Source organism: Bacillus cereus group sp. MYBK245-2 (assembly GCF_051916145.1).
In the GTDB taxonomy this organism is placed as follows: Bacteria; Bacillota; Bacilli; order Bacillales; family Bacillaceae_G; genus Bacillus_A; species Bacillus_A pacificus.
Genome location: NZ_JBQAGB010000001.1, coordinates 457,697 through 472,900 on the forward strand (window position 1 = coordinate 457,697; position 15,204 = coordinate 472,900).

Consider the following 15,204-nt stretch of genomic DNA (forward strand, 5'->3'; position numbering starts at 1 on the left):
CTCCCTTACGCCTAGCTTGTTCCAATATATGCTTGTACTTATTTAATTAGAACTTCTTCTCTTTTACCATTACGGCTTTTCTGCTTCTTGTTGTGGTTCAAGTGGCGGTACAAGTGTTACACCTAACTCTGTACCAGGTTGCAACAATGTTCCTTCTGGTACACTTTGTTCGGTTACATATCCGGTACCAGTAGGTTTTAGGTTAAGCTTTAATGTTTTTGCTAAATTCATAACATCACGAAGTGCCCAGCCTTGTATATTCGGCATTGTAGGTTGATCTCCCACTAAGAACACTCGATCACCCTTCAATGTTTGTTCGGTTGCTTTCGGTACTTGTTGCTGCACTTTCCCTTCACCTAATACGATTGGACGAAGTTTTGCTTTATCAATGGCTTTTTTCGCTTCTTCCATCGTTTTTCCCGTTACATCTGGAACAGCAGTTTGCTGCTCTTTCACATATTTCTTCGGATCTTTCACTTCATTAGGCTTAATCTTTAAATACTCTAAACTATTCTTCGTTACATATTTAAAAATATCAGCTAAAGGTTGTGCACCACTCTCATCATCTTTCAATTTTGGCTGTTTAACAGCTACATACACAACAAGTTGCGGATCATCCATAGGTGCCATACCTAAGAACGAGAATATATAATTCTCTCTTCCCGTCATATAGCCCCCTTTTCCATCCGGAATTTGCGCTGTTCCTGTTTTACCACCAACTGAATAGCCATCAACTTTATAAGCAGTTCCTGTTCCTTTCGGCGATGTAACAACGCGTTCTAATAACTGTCTTACTTGCGCTGCTGTCTCTTTTGTCACCGGTTTGCCCACTTCTTCTGGCTTATGTTCTAATTTTACTTCCCCTGTTATCGGATCTACAATTTTATCAATTGTATAAGGTTTCATCATTTTTCCATCGTTCGCAATAGCAGTTGCAGCTTGTACAAGCTGAATTGGTGTTACAGTGGAGCCTTGTCCAAAAGCTGTCGTTACTTGCTGTATTTGCTGATCGAATAAAATGGTATTTGAACCTTCACCAGGTAAATCAATATTCGTTTTTTCATCTAATCCGAAAGCATGGATATACTTTCTGAAACGGTCTGGACCAAGTTTTTGATCACCTAAAATAGCAAACGCTACGTTGGAAGAGCGCTCTACCCCTTCATCAAATGTGATAGATCCCCATCCAGCGCCGCCATTATGATCTTTTATTTTGCGGTTCCCGACTTGATATGTACCAGACTGGTAATAATCTTGTCCCTTATACACACCTTCATTAATAGCTGCTGCTAGCGTGAAAATTTTCATGGTTGATCCAGGTTCAAATGCATTTGCAATTGCGTCATTGAAGAAATATTGAATTTGACGATCATTCGGATCATAACTAGGTTTACTAGACATCGCTAATATTTTCCCTGTTTTTGGATCTGCAACAATCCCTATTAAACTTTCTGGGTCATAATGTTTACTTGCAGATTTCATCGCATCTTCTAAATAACTTTGAACACGTTGATCTATCGTTAAATACGTGTTATCTCCGTTTTTAGGTGCCTTTACATTCACTGTTCCACCGTCAAGAGACACACCTTTACGGTCACCTGTATAAGCTACTTTTCCGTTAGAAGCACTTAAATACTTATCTAAACTTTTTTCTAAACCAAATTGTCCCACCGAAGTTCCCTCTTCATTCGGTTTAGCATGACCTATAACGTAAGATGCAAAATCACCGTTCGGATACACTCTTGCATTTTCAGTAATAAAAGATATACCTGGCAATTTCAATGCTTCAATTTGTTCCTTCTGTTCTTTCGTCAAATCTTTACCTAGCGTTCCAAATTCGACTTGACTTTTATCTTTTTTATTTAATGTAGCTAAAATCTTCTCTTCATCTTTTCCGAGTACGCCCGCAATTTTCTTTGCAGTATCCTCTTTATTCTCAACCGGCTTTGCACCTTTTAATTCGGCTACAAGCTTATAAGAGTTTGCATCTTGCGCTAACACATGACCGTTTTGATCATAAATCGTCCCGCGATTTGCTTCGAGAACTCCTGTTTTACTATGTTTTTGCTTAGCAAGTTTATCCAAATCCTGATTATGCACTGTTCCTGTCGCTTGTATGTAAAAAAATCGGGCTAATAACAGCAAAAAGAGCAGGAGGAATAAAATCATAAAATACCCTGCTCCCTTATTGGTATGAAATTTAGTCATATCTCTCTTCATTTTCCCTTCACACCTATTGCCTTATTTGAGGCCTTTCACATTATTCGCATTAATTTCTAGCCCGTGTTTTTTTGCAACTTCAGCGATTCGTTCATAACGACTTAACTTCTCTACTTCAGCCTGTAATTCTTGATTTTCTTTTTGCTGCTGTACAATTTTTTGTTCTATTGTCGCAGCTTCTACATTAACTTGATAAAGGCCTGCTTTATTTCCAATAAACGCTACACAGGCATACAATAAAAAGCCAATAAACGCTACATACAACAGTTTTTCGATTCTTGTAATCTTCGCTTTAGCTTTTGGCTGAACCATCTGCTGTGGGGGCGTTTGAATCTGAACCTCTTCTTGCGCTTGTTGCTTGTACTTTACAGCTAAGTTACTCATACCTCTCTCCCCTTTTTATCGTTTTTCAGCGATTCTCAATTTCGCAGAACGCGCTCGATTATTTTCTTCTAACTCTATATCAGAAGGTAAAATCGGTTTTCTTGTAATAAGCTTTAATTTCGGCTTAAACTCATCAGGAATAATTGGTAATCCTGGTGGCAATTGTGGCGTTGTACTATTTCGCTTAAACGTCGTTTTACAAATACGGTCTTCTAAAGAATGGAATGTTATAACACTAACTCTTCCGCCTGGCTTGACCATCTCAATTGCAGATTCCAACGCTTCTTCAAATACTTTCAATTCATCATTTACCGCAATACGGATCGCTTGGAACACTCGCTTCGCAGGATGTCCTCCCGTTCTACGAGCAGGAGCTGGAATACCCTCTTTAATTAGTTCTACTAATTCCCCTGTCGTTTCAATAGCTTTATTCTCACGATACGCTTCAATTTTTCTTGCTATTTGTTTTGAAAATTTCTCTTCGCCATACTGGAAGAAAATTCTTACAAGTTGTTCATATGACCAACTATTTACAACATCATAGGCTGTTAATGGGGCATCTTGATCCATTCGCATATCTAACGGTGCATCATGATGGTAACTAAAGCCACGCTCTGGTGTATCTAATTGCGGGGATGAAACACCTAAATCAAATAAAATACCGTCTACTTCTGTTATACCTAATTCCTGTAGTTTTTCAGATAGGTAACGGAAATTACTCTTTACTGTTATGAACTGCTCACCGTATGAAGAGAATTTTTCTTTCGCATTTTGAATTGCTATCTCATCTTGATCAAACGCGATTAATCTTCCGCCTTCAGTTAATTGGGATAATAAATAAGAACTATGTCCTCCTCCCCCCAGTGTACAATCTACATATGTACCACCTGGCTTTATATCTAAGCCATCTACTGTTTCCTTCAAAAGCACTGTTACGTGATTAAACATTGTTGCACCTACTCTTTTTCCAATTAATTATGTTGAATGTATCTCCTCCTCTAAACGTATATCTCACGACTAGAGAACGAAATACTATGAAAGAACGACTCATTTAACTTGCCTACAAAGGCAGCATACTATACAAATCGCTATTTTCTTTTATTATATACTAAATTTTATCATCTTTTGCGGGAATTTAAATAAAAAACTGTCGAAAAAGATAATAATACGTTTACATTTTGTGCTATTTTGTCATATATTTAAGTATCCTGCATAATTACGATATTAGCTTTTTAAAAATTAATAATTCAGAAAAAATTCACTTCACAGTAAATTCAACGGGATAAAAATAAAATCCTGCTCCTAAGAGCAAGATTCTATAGTTTTATAACGTGATGTTTTCCATTCCAAGAAAACGAGTTTTCCATTACACGATCAACGAAATCCAAACCGAACTGATTTAAATAGTAACATACATTCCACACACGCTCTTGTGGCGCTCCCAATGGACGGATTGCAAATTGTATACGACGGAATTTATTTAGTTCCACTTCATGTTTTTTCTCAACATTTCTTTTCAACATTCTTTCCAACAGTTCAATTTGTTCATTAATTTTGAACTCATTTTTCCCTGCAAACGAACTTAATCCAGGATCTATTTTCTTCACAAACTGTTGTAATGACTTATGAATATCAATTATTTCTTTTTTCGCCTCTACAAATCGTTCATCTATCGGTTCCTCTATTTGATTAGATAACCAGTTTTCACGCAACTTATCTACGTTATTTAAAAACGGGTCACTCTCTTGCAATTGTAAATCGTGTAAATCTGTCGCTATATCCCTCTCAATATAAGTGATTGTAATACGAGGAACGACAGGCGGCATCCGGAAACCGATAGTATGGAAGACTTGTTGTAATTCACTCCAGTAAGCTAATTCCCCTGGACCTCCAATAAACGCCAATGTAGGAAATACATACTCTTGCATAAGAGGGCGCGTTACAACATTATTACTAAAGCGCTCTGGGCTTCTTTCCATCTCTTCAATCAATTCCTCATATGAAAAGGAATACGTCCCATCCTTCCCAACAAACTTCCCTTGATTATCTTCAAGCAACACTCGCTCATTATCAATTTCCATGAATATATGTACTGCATTAGACTTTGTTTCAATAATTGGCTTATACCCTAATTCTTTAATTACTTCCTGTTGGTTATGAAGCCCCTCTTGCACTTCTTTATACTTACTTATAATTTGTTTAAAAAACGGCACTTCTAATTTTCTTAATTCAGGATGATGCGAATCGACAAGAATTAAACCAGAATTTATGAACATTTTCATAATAAGGTGACCAAAGAAATCTACATACGTATTCGATTCCCCTAAAGAATCATCAATAAATTGCAGTACATCCTTTGTAAAATTCGTTTCAGGGTATGTTTTAAAAATTTCTTCAATCCACTTTCTACAGTCTTCCAAAGAAAGCTCAGACTCTGAAGCACTCGCCTTTTTCGGATTACGATCATGAAAAATGGTCTTTTTTATTTTTTTATTCTTCGTTACAAAAGTATGATTAATTTCATCCATATCATGGTCTTCACCAGCAATCCAGAAAACAGGAACAACTTTAACGCCTAAACTTTCTTCCTTTTCCTTCGCAAGCTGTAAAACTGAAATAATTTTATGAATCGTATAAAGTGGTCCAGTTAATAACCCAGCTTGTTGTCCAGCTATAACAACATATGTATCTTCATCTCCAAGCGCTTTTACATTTTGAATTGTAGCTTCTCCCGCTTGTAATTTTGTATTATATTCTAATAAATGCGCTACTAAATCTTGGCGGAAAAACTCCCTCTCACGCAAATCTTGTACACGCTGTTTAAAAGCATCTTCTGTTAACATATAATCAAAACACGACTGTATCTCTTTTTTACCGTTCATATAGTCCGCTACAACACCTTGTTGCGGAACAGAGATTTCTTTTATCTCCATATAATTCTTCCTTTCGTATCCTGTTCTCTCACCAATCCACATTGTAGTCAATGTTTCACGTAAAAGCAAAGAATTACACTTATACTTTTACTTCTAACCCTTTTATTGCATCGAACAAAAATTGAAGTGTCGGAACGGATCGTTGCTGTTTCTTCGCTTCTTCTAATACATATCCAACAATCGCACCAATCTCTGTTTGTCTATTCGCCCTTACATCTGCCAACATAGATGATGTATTATGAGACGTTCTTTCACATACATAACGTACCATTTCCCATACCATTTCTTTTTCTTCTTTAACGAGAAAAACGACCTCCTGGAATACTTGCTCCATCATCTGATTAAAAAACGGGTTCGTAATCAATTCTCCGTTCTTGACCTGTAATAATGCCGTCAATGGATTGATACATACATTCACTACTAATTTTTTGTGCATAACACCCTTCCAATCATCTTCTATTCGAATTGGAAAATGCGGAAAAGGAAAGCAATTAAATATTTTTTCAAAATGTATAGACCGACCGCGCACGATTCCAAACTTCGTTACACCTATCCCTGTATGATAAACGGTATGTCTTTCTTCTTTTTTTGCACCATGCTCTACAATTCCAACTGCAATATTTTCATTCTCTATTTTCTGCATAGCATGAAGGTGTGACATTCCGTTTTGCAAAAAGACTACTGAGGATTTCCCTCGCACAAAAGGTAGTATGTCAGTTATATGATATTGCTTAACAGCAATAAATATATAATCTAGCTGCTGGTCTAGCATACTTTCTATTGGTAATACTGGCGGGAATACCGTTTCACGTTTCCCCTCCCTAATACAAGTTACACCCGTTATATTTAATTCGTCAGCCTGCTTAGCTGTCCTTGTAAACAACGTAACATCTTGATTACTTTTTTGTAAATAAAATGTATACAATAGACCAATAGCTCCTGGTCCCACAACTCCGATTTTCATTTTCACGTAAGGAACTCATCTGAACACGATACACAAGTCCCTTTTTCCCCCTCCCCTTTTATTCCTCAAACACTCGATTCGATTCGTGTGGAATCATAATTAACTAAAGATGAACAAATGCCACCTCTTCTTCCAATATGTATAGACTACTTATTACTATGCTTCTACTCTTAGTTTAGCAAATCCTCAAAAAATAATAAAAGAAATACACTATCATCTTCATAAAAATAAAAAAATGAGTTATAATATTATTATAAATATTTTCACTTTTCTGCATTCAATGAGACAAAAAGGATGTGATGTTATGGGATTCCCAAAAGTTGAGCGCTTGCTCATCAATTATAAAACATTAGACGAGTTTAAAAAATTTAAAGGCTGCGGAGCTCAAGAACTATCCATGTTAGAAGAATTACAAGCAAACATTATTGAAAACAATAGTGAATCTCCATTTTACGGTATTTATTATGGTGGATCACTCATTGCACGTATGAGTCTATACATGAAAAGGAACGGCGGGGAACCATTCGAAATTACAGGTACTTACCTAGAACTTTATAAACTTGAAGTATTACCAACTTTCCAAAAACAAGGATTCGGAGAAATGCTTGTAAATTATGCGAAGGAACTACAGTTCCCAATTAAAACGATCGCACGTATCCATTCAGCTGGTTTTTGGGATAAATTAAATTTCCAACCTGTGTCAGTACCTGATGGTGATTTTTACGTTTGGCACCCAGAAACAAATTTGAATACGGTTACAAACGAAGAGTCTGCATAAGAAATAAAAAAACAGCTACATAGCAGCTGTTTTTTTATTTCTTTAACTTCTCTAATTTCCCATTCGAACGAGCGCTATTTCTTTCCGCTACCATTACACTTCTTTTTTGATCGATATAATCAAGCAACGTTCTATATTCTTCCTCATATACTGATAATCGCTCCAACAGGCTCTCTTTCTCTGTTTGTAACGATTCAATTTGCTGTTGCAACACCACTAAAGAGTTTTCATCTTTATAATTTTGCAAGAAATCAATAACATCATTCAATGTAATTGACGTAGGTTCTAATACCTTCGTCTCTTTCACTTCATAATTTTCCACTTTACGCAGTTGCTTCGCTTCTTCAATACGTTCTTTGTATTGCTTTCTAACGTAAGAATTCCATCTAAAGCCACATGCTGCTGGTGTACGAGATAAATGTCTTCCCACTTCTTTAAAGGCAGATAATTGCGTTCCACCTTCTCGAATATGCCGGAGTACTACTTCTGCCAGAAGCAAATCTTCATCATCAGTCCAAGCATCTTGTCTTGTTGTCGCCATCTCTCTAGTCCTCCCTATGCATTTTTTATTAAACATATGCAGTTACTAGAAAAGATAGAATACAACAAATGAAGAATAAGACAAAAAAAATAAACGTAGAAGATATCTTCTACGTTTATTTTCCCGCAATTACTTGCTGATTACTTCTTTACCTTTGTAAGTACCGCATGCTTTACATACACGGTGAGCTAATTTCGCTTCACCACAGCTTGGGCACTCTACCATACCAGGTACTGATAATTTGAAATGCGTACGACGCTTTCTTTTTACTGTTTTAGAAGTTCTTCTAAAAGGTACAGCCATTCTTCCCACCTCCTTAAAAGAAATAGTTATTTTCATATGAAGGCCTGAACCAGTCTTCCGATTATTTGTCAAAAAACTTTGCAAGTCCTGCCAATCTTGGATCAACAGGCTTTTCTTTGTCTTCTTCCGAAATCACTTGCCAGTCTTGACCTTGCGTCGGTGCTCCACCAGAAACATCATCACTGAAAATTTGCATTGGAATCTCCAAAAGTATATTTTCCTTGATTACGGGCAGTAAGTCAAGTACTTCTCCTTCTAAACAATGAATTTCAGCTTCAGTTTCAAATTCTTCTTGTGAAGTTTGGAACACCTCAGTTGTTTTAATGTCAAATGGTAATGTCACATCTACTAAAGAGCGAGAACATGGTAAAACCATGCTTCCAGTTATATGTAGATGGAACGTAAACTTACCGGAGCCAAAATCAACTCTTCCTGTTACGTGAACAGGATTAATTTCACGAATATCTTTCTCGACCTCTTTTAGCTCACTTACATCTACCATCTCATCCAATGTCAATCCTTTATTTCTCAATTTATTCAATTGATGGATGGACCATTTCATATCATATCACCTCAAGGCAACAAACAAAATTATAGCTAGCCATTTTATATTTGTCAATGTTTTTTCTTTACACTATAATGAAGTCATCATAGTAAATAATATATAGAGTATCACGTTTTTCAAAAAGATGCTACATCGAAAGGAGAGATTACCATAAAAGCCAGTGGTATTGTTGTTGAATATAACCCTTTTCATAACGGTCATGCTTATCATGTGCAACAAACAAAAAAGTTAACACACTCTGATATTACAATCGCTGTTATGAGTGGCCCTTTTTTACAACGTGGTGAGCCAGCACTCGTATCCAAATGGTATCGTACCAAAATGGCCTTAGCATGCGGTGTAGACCTCGTTGTAGAGCTTCCTTATGCCTTTTCAACGCAAAAGGCCGAAACCTTTGCAAATGGCGCTATTTCTATTTTAAACGCCCTACACGTTTCTGAAATTTGTTTCGGCAGTGAAGATGGACAAATCGAAAATTTTTATAACACCATCTCTGTGCAGAAAAATGAAGAAGAGACTTTTAATCGTCTTGTAAAGCAATTTATGAACGCAGGTAATAGTTACGCAAAAGCTACATCTGAAGCTTTCCTACACATTTTATCTTCTGAAAAAAATATAGACATGTCACAACCAAATAACATTTTAGGCTTCCAATACATAAAAGCAATTCTAATGCAAAATAGTTCTATGCAAGCACAAACGATAAAAAGGTTCGCATCTCATTATCATGATGAAACATTTAACGACCAACATATTGCAAGCGCAACAAGTATTCGCAAACAACTTTTTAGTGAAAATAGTTCCTTTACAGAAATTGAGCCTTTCATCCCAAAAGCGACTGCTTCTCTTTTAGCAAGTTATAAACAAAACTACGGGACATTACATAATTGGGAACAATACTTTTCATTTTTTAAATACAAACTTATGACAATGTCTCCAGAAGACTTACGACATATATATGAAATTGAGGAAGGGTTAGAGCATCGTATTTTATCAAAAATACAAACCAGTTCCTCCTTCCATTCATTCATGGAAGCGTTAAAAACGAAACGTTATACGTGGACTAGATTACAAAGAGCTTGTACACATATTTTAACAAATACAACAAAAGAAGAAATACATTGCGCAAATATAGAACAACATGCACCATACATTCGTCTATTAGGCATGTCACAAAAAGGACAAACGTACCTTTCAAAAAACAAGAAAAAAATAGAGCTTCCAATCCTTACCCATACAAAAACATTTGACCATCCTACTTTACACATAGATCGAAAAGCCAATTCTGTATATTTCTCCATCATACAAGAACCATTACGAACACAACTACTAAAACAAGATGCAACACATCACCCAATTCGTTACGATGAAACAACTGCAAAATTCCTATAAAAAAATCTCTCTTTTCAGAGAGATTTTTTTATTTCTTGCCCATTTTTTCCAAATACATTAATGCATCATCCAACGTATCAACTGGCACAACTTTCATTTTCGTTTTAATATCTTTCGCAGCCTCAAGTGCATCTTTATAATTCGATTTCTCCGCACCTTTTTCATTTGGTGCAAAGAACACTTCAGCACCAGCATCACTTGCAGCGACTACTTTTTGCTGAATACCGCCAATCGGGCCAATTTCTCCCTTTTCATTAATCGTACCTGTTCCAGCTATTTCATGCCCTCTTGTTAAATCCTCGTCCACCAGCTGATTATATATTTCTAATGTAAACATTAGACCTGCCGATGGTCCTCCTATTTCATGAGAGTCAATTTTCACTTTCGGATCTACCACTAATTCTCTTTCCGTAACGATAGAAACACCTATACCAACACGTCCATTTCCATTCGGAATAGTCTTTACATTTAAATTTTCTTTTAACTGTTTCCCATCCCTCTTGTACTCAATATTTACTGTATCTCCTTCTTTTTTCCCTGTCATATATTCAATAAATTGTTCTGTCTTTTCAAATGTTTTTCCGTCGACGGCAATGATAACATCTCCAAGTTTAAGCTTTCCTTCTGAAGGCATCCCTTTCGCTACACCAGCAACCAACACACCTTTATTTTCAAAAGAAACAGTACGATTTGCACGTTTATAAGCATTATAAATCGCTGCATTTTGCGAATCTTTCATCGCATAATTTTGGCGAAATTGATATTCTTCATCACTTTCACCTTTTTGCAATATTTCTTCCGCTTTTGAAATATGTGTATATTTATTAAACTGTGCCGCTATTAAATTCACTACATTTGCCGGTCCCATTGAAACCGTAACAAGCATAAAATCACCAGATTCTTTTGTTCCTCCCTCAACTTGAACGTAAGGCTCTAATTTTGCAGCCATTCCTGGTTTCGTCACATAATACGGCAGGCGTACGTAAACAAGTAACATTGCCAATATAACCCCTATTAAAATTGCATATATAAACCGAAAACGCTTAAACATTATGTTTCTCCTTCCACTGCTCAATTAATAAATGAATATTTGCAACATGCTTTTCCGCTTCTACCTCTCCAACTCGAATAATGTCTTCAATGTTTGTAAAAGCCCGGGAACTAAATTGTTCTACAGCTGGGCGCATCATTAAATCAGATGCAATTTGCCGATTTATCACAAGCTCATGTTGCATAATTTCAATACTCTGCATAATTACATCATAAATAGACGTAACCTCTCCATTTACTTTAATCGGGGATACATCAACAGCAATGACAATATCGGCACCTAACTCTTTCACAACCGATACTGGGATGCGATCAATCACTCCGCCATCTACCAATAATCGTCCATCTATTTTCTCTGGCACAAACACTCCAGGTACAGAAATACTCGCTCTCACCGCCTCTGCAACTGGACCACTTGTAAAAACAACTTTTTCCCCCTTTAAGATATCAGTAGCCACAACAGCCGTCGGGATATCTAATTCTTCTAAATTTTTATTATATGTAAACATTTTAATCATATCTTTGACACGTTTTCCAGAAATAAATCCCATTTTCGGAACCGTAAAATCTAAATAATATTTCCTCTTAAAAACATTTGCCAGTTTATACAGTCTTTCAACGTTTGAACTAGCGGCATAAAATGTACCTACTAAAGCCCCCATACTACTTCCTGCAATCATATGAATCGGTATATCATTTTCCCTTAAAACCTTTATAACACCAATATGAGCAAAACCTTTTGCGCCCCCAGATCCAAGAGCTAAGCCAATTTTCGGTTCTTTCACTTTTCTCACCCTTTAATTTTTTTCGTTCCTTTTTCATACTTATGGTCTAAATTCACTACGTATCCACGTATACTGAAATGAACGTTTTTTGGGACAAAGGGGGATTTACTTACATGTATGAAAAATGGAAAACGGCTTTCCTTACCATATCAACACTTTTTTTAACCTTTTCTCTTGTACTCCACCCCCAAGCTGCTTTACAAGCTTCCATTCGAGGGTTAAATATATGGTGGGAAGTTGTATTCCCTTCACTTTTACCGTTTTTCATCATTGCCGAACTTCTCATTAGTATTGGTGTTGTAAAATTTATAGGCGTTATATTAGAACCACTTATGCGACCACTTTTCCGCGTTCCAGGAATAGGCGGATTTGTTTGGGCAATGGGAATGGCTTCAGGCTTTCCCGCTGGCGCCAAATTAAGCGCTAGACTGCGCAAAAGCAATCAGCTAACACAAATTGAAGCAGAGCGCCTCGTATCTTTTACAAACTCATCCAATCCACTTTTTATTTTTGGCGCTGTTTCTATCGGTTTTTTCAATAATCCGAAATTAGGAATCGTATTAGCTGCTGCACATTATTTAAGTAATTTTGCTGTCGGGTTACTGATGCGTTTTTACGGCAATAACAACAGTTCCACGCATGATAAACATGTTACTAAAAAACACCCTTTTCAAAACCCTTTTTCAATTCTACACGAGACACGTATGCAAGAAAAAAGACCAATAGGAAAATTACTTGGGGACGCTATCGTTTCTTCTATTCAAACGCTACTTATGATTGGTGGATTTATTATTTTATTCTCTGTTTTAAATAAAATGATTACTGTATTTCATATTACAGCAGCCCTTTCTTTTATTATGCAACATATTTTATCATTCTTCCAACTAACTACTGAATTTAGTATCCCAATATTATCTGGCATGTTTGAAATGACACTTGGAAGCCAAATGATTAGTCAAATAAATGAAACACCCCTCCTGCAGCAAGCTATGGTAACAAGCTTTATTTTAGCATTTAGCGGCCTTTCTATTCAGGCACAAGTCGCTAGCATATTAGCTGAAACAGACATTAGATTTAAGCCCTATTTTTTCGCAAGAATTATCCAAAGTATTCTTGCTCCTATTTTTACTTTTATATTTTGGAAACCATTTTATGAAAAAGTAAGCTCTTTTTCACCTATGCAAAAAGATATCCCTGTCTTTTTATCGAATCATTCTTCTATTCTGCATGAAATTTGGACATCTTTTATACACTACGGACCGATATTTACATTATTTTGTTTACATGTATATGTCATCTTATTATTTTTTCGAAGCAACAAAGAAAAACCCCGTTCACTTTAACGGGGTTTGAAACTTTTCTTTTAAAGCACGTTCTACAACAGGAGGTACAAGATCTACTACACTTCCTCCATATCTCGCAACTTCTTTCACAATGCTCGAGCTTAAAAATGAGTATTGATTGTTTGTCATAATAAAAAAGGTTTCAATGTTTTCATCTAACTTTCGATTCATAGAAGTAATTTGCATCTCATATTCAAAATCAGAAACTGCTCGTAATCCACGTAAAATCGCGTTCGCATTACGCATTTTTGCATACTCAACTAGTAGTCCACTATGTGAATCTACTTTGACATTAGGAATATCCTTTGTTGCTTCTCGAATTAAATCTAAACGCTCTTCCACTGAAAAGAACGGTTTTTTTGACGAGTTGTTTAAAACTACTACGTATACCTCGTCAAATACTTTTGCTCCCCTTTTAATAATATCCAGATGCCCAAGGGTAATTGGATCAAAACTTCCCGAAGAAATAGCTATACTTGTCATTCCGTCCCCTCACCTTCATACTTATAAATCGATATCGCTGTAATACCATAATTTTCAGCTCGCACTTTTACAAGTCTTCCTATAGACTCGGGTAAAACTATATCATTACCATGCTCCGCCATAATTAAACCATCGTTATGTAGCAATCCATGTTGATCCATTACACTAATTAAAGATACAATTTTTTGATCTTTATATGGAGGATCAATTAATATAAGATCAAATGACATTTCACGTTTTATAAGTGCTTTTATCGCACGTTCTGCATCATTCCGATATACTTCAGCTTGTTCCTGTATTCTACAACTTTCTAAATTTTGATGGATTACCTTTATCGCTTTATTGTCTCGATCAACAAAAATCGCTTTATCAATCCCTCTACTTATAGCTTCGATTCCAAGACCACCGCTACCACCAAATAAATCAAGAGCGACACCCCCATCAAAATAAGGGCCTATCATATTAAAAATGGATTCTTTTACTTTATCAGTCGTTGGACGTGTTGTATTACCTGGCACCGCTTTAAGTGGGTGTCCTTTACATTTTCCTGAAACTACTCTCATCTGTTGTCACTACCTTTATTTCAATCTATCGAGCAATTATAGAAAGCCCTTCTCCATTCGGTAACCGCTACCAAACTTTACGATTCCATTCATCTTCCAACGAAGACTAGAAGAACTTAGCTTAAAATAACCGCTCTGCATTTTTATGTATTCATCTCACCATTCGCTAACACGAACTATTCGTTTCACTTTATCTTTTTTATCCTATCATAAAATAAAAAAAAGAAAAATAAAAAGCCCAACATAAAATTTAATTTCATCATGTATATCTTCATTTAGATTGGACATAAATAACTATAACAACATCACCTTCGATGTTGTTGCCAACCGCGGAGAAGACTTACGTTTCCCCATAAGTTCTTCCTCCGGTTTCTCCTCTCCCTTTGCCTTCTTACTAGTACATGCTAGTATAAGAAGGGCCCTGCTTTGCAGGGTTTTTTTTCTTTGTCTACTTTTCATTTAAAAAGTGAGATGGTACAGTAAAAGAAAGAGGAGGAAAAGATATGATTCAACGCTTTATAGAACTCGGAGAGGGCTACTCTGATTTATATGAATTACTTGAAATTGCCAAAGCAAATCAAGAACGTATAACACATATGTTACAATTTGAAACAATTAAAAATGAAAAAAAAGTGTGCTCACTTGTTGTAATATTAAAACCAACTACTACTGGTGATTTCCAACCATTATACATATGTCGTGAAGGCATTCCTGTACTTGAAAATAAAAAAAGTAAACGCGTCATTTTATTTGAAGAAACGGCAGAACAACTTGGAAAAAAAGTGACTACCTTTACGGTAAAACCATCCACAACTTTCCCAGAAAAAGAACTGTTTTTCAATCATTTAATTGGTATTTTACGAATGAATAATTTTATTCCTCCAATGAAATAATGTGTTA

General features: G+C 36.0%; 16 protein-coding genes. 4 read left to right on the forward strand and 12 right to left on the reverse strand.

What is annotated here, in order from left to right; all coding sequences use genetic code 11:
* Positions 1 to 69: 69 nt before the first annotated feature.
* The 5 genes from ACTFRN_RS02245 to panE form a co-directional block, all read right to left on the reverse strand.
* On the reverse strand, positions 70 to 2,220 hold the full coding sequence (locus tag ACTFRN_RS02245; RefSeq protein ID WP_011040611.1) for a penicillin-binding protein: 2,151 nt from the start codon (positions 2,218 to 2,220) through the stop codon (positions 70 to 72).
* A 21-nt stretch (positions 2,221 to 2,241) separates the two neighbouring features.
* Positions 2,242 to 2,604 (reverse strand): cell division protein FtsL, encoded by a 363-nt coding sequence (gene ftsL, locus ACTFRN_RS02250; protein WP_000067081.1) that lies wholly within the window; start codon positions 2,602 to 2,604, stop codon positions 2,242 to 2,244.
* Positions 2,605 to 2,619: 15 nt separating this feature from the next.
* Positions 2,620 to 3,552: a 16S rRNA (cytosine(1402)-N(4))-methyltransferase RsmH gene (rsmH, locus tag ACTFRN_RS02255; protein ID WP_000481789.1), complete on the reverse strand. Its 933-nt coding sequence runs from the start codon at positions 3,550 to 3,552 to the stop codon at positions 2,620 to 2,622.
* A gap of 368 nt (positions 3,553 to 3,920) precedes the next feature.
* The gene (gene bshC / locus ACTFRN_RS02260; RefSeq protein ID WP_000403055.1) at positions 3,921 to 5,537 is read right to left on the reverse strand and encodes a bacillithiol biosynthesis cysteine-adding enzyme BshC; all 1,617 of its coding nucleotides are present in this window, start codon (positions 5,535 to 5,537) and stop codon (positions 3,921 to 3,923) included.
* A 79-nt stretch (positions 5,538 to 5,616) separates the two neighbouring features.
* Positions 5,617 to 6,507 (reverse strand): 2-dehydropantoate 2-reductase, encoded by an 891-nt coding sequence (panE, locus tag ACTFRN_RS02265; RefSeq protein ID WP_000782391.1) that lies wholly within the window; start codon positions 6,505 to 6,507, stop codon positions 5,617 to 5,619.
* 298 nt (positions 6,508 to 6,805) lie between these two features.
* On the opposite strand from panE, the gene ACTFRN_RS02270 reads away from it, so the two are divergent.
* The gene (locus tag ACTFRN_RS02270) at positions 6,806 to 7,279 is read left to right on the forward strand and encodes an N-acetyltransferase (RefSeq protein ID WP_014893536.1); all 474 of its coding nucleotides are present in this window, start codon (positions 6,806 to 6,808) and stop codon (positions 7,277 to 7,279) included.
* A 34-nt stretch (positions 7,280 to 7,313) separates the two neighbouring features.
* Here the strand turns inward: ACTFRN_RS02270 and ACTFRN_RS02275 are convergent, their stop codons facing one another.
* The 3 genes from ACTFRN_RS02275 to ACTFRN_RS02285 all read right to left on the reverse strand — a co-directional run bounded on the left by ACTFRN_RS02275 (position 7,314) and on the right by ACTFRN_RS02285 (position 8,685).
* Positions 7,314 to 7,820, reverse strand: coding sequence for an RsfA family transcriptional regulator (locus ACTFRN_RS02275; RefSeq protein ID WP_000246478.1), 507 nt, complete (start codon positions 7,818 to 7,820; stop codon positions 7,314 to 7,316).
* Positions 7,821 to 7,949: 129 nt separating this feature from the next.
* Positions 7,950 to 8,123, reverse strand: coding sequence for a 50S ribosomal protein L32 (gene rpmF / locus ACTFRN_RS02280; RefSeq protein ID WP_001984764.1), 174 nt, complete (start codon positions 8,121 to 8,123; stop codon positions 7,950 to 7,952).
* Positions 8,124 to 8,184: 61 nt separating this feature from the next.
* Positions 8,185 to 8,685, reverse strand: coding sequence for a YceD family protein (locus ACTFRN_RS02285; RefSeq protein ID WP_000872145.1), 501 nt, complete (start codon positions 8,683 to 8,685; stop codon positions 8,185 to 8,187).
* A 213-nt stretch (positions 8,686 to 8,898) separates the two neighbouring features.
* On the opposite strand from ACTFRN_RS02285, the gene ACTFRN_RS02290 reads away from it, so the two are divergent.
* Positions 8,899 to 10,080, forward strand: a complete 1,182-nt coding sequence (locus ACTFRN_RS02290) for a nucleotidyltransferase (protein WP_001187903.1) — start codon at positions 8,899 to 8,901, stop codon at positions 10,078 to 10,080.
* 28 nt (positions 10,081 to 10,108) lie between these two features.
* Here ACTFRN_RS02290 and ACTFRN_RS02295 read toward each other — a convergent pair whose 3' ends face one another.
* A complete protein-coding gene (locus ACTFRN_RS02295) occupies positions 10,109 to 11,131 on the reverse strand; it encodes a SepM family pheromone-processing serine protease (RefSeq protein ID WP_000476300.1) in 1,023 nt (340 codons plus the stop codon).
* Positions 11,124 to 11,915: a patatin-like phospholipase family protein gene (locus tag ACTFRN_RS02300; protein ID WP_000662598.1), complete on the reverse strand. Its 792-nt coding sequence runs from the start codon at positions 11,913 to 11,915 to the stop codon at positions 11,124 to 11,126. Before ACTFRN_RS02300 ends, ACTFRN_RS02295 begins: the two co-directional genes overlap by 8 nt.
* Positions 11,916 to 12,028: 113 nt before the next feature.
* Here ACTFRN_RS02300 and ylbJ point away from each other — a divergent pair, with 113 nt between their 5' ends.
* Positions 12,029 to 13,258: a sporulation integral membrane protein YlbJ gene (ylbJ, locus tag ACTFRN_RS02305; RefSeq protein WP_000273095.1), complete on the forward strand. Its 1,230-nt coding sequence runs from the start codon at positions 12,029 to 12,031 to the stop codon at positions 13,256 to 13,258.
* Here ylbJ and coaD read toward each other — a convergent pair.
* The gene (coaD, locus tag ACTFRN_RS02310; protein WP_000200598.1) at positions 13,250 to 13,741 is read right to left on the reverse strand and encodes a pantetheine-phosphate adenylyltransferase; all 492 of its coding nucleotides are present in this window, start codon (positions 13,739 to 13,741) and stop codon (positions 13,250 to 13,252) included. The two genes, ylbJ and coaD, sit on opposite strands and share 9 nt — an antisense overlap.
* On the reverse strand, positions 13,738 to 14,304 hold the full coding sequence (rsmD, locus tag ACTFRN_RS02315; protein WP_001266988.1) for a 16S rRNA (guanine(966)-N(2))-methyltransferase RsmD: 567 nt from the start codon (positions 14,302 to 14,304) through the stop codon (positions 13,738 to 13,740). The genes coaD and rsmD overlap by 4 nt, the downstream gene beginning before the upstream one ends.
* Positions 14,305 to 14,807: 503 nt before the next feature.
* Here rsmD and ACTFRN_RS02320 point away from each other — a divergent pair.
* The gene (locus tag ACTFRN_RS02320; RefSeq protein ID WP_000616011.1) at positions 14,808 to 15,197 is read left to right on the forward strand and encodes a DUF7147 family protein; all 390 of its coding nucleotides are present in this window, start codon (positions 14,808 to 14,810) and stop codon (positions 15,195 to 15,197) included.
* Positions 15,198 to 15,204 lie beyond the last annotated feature (7 nt).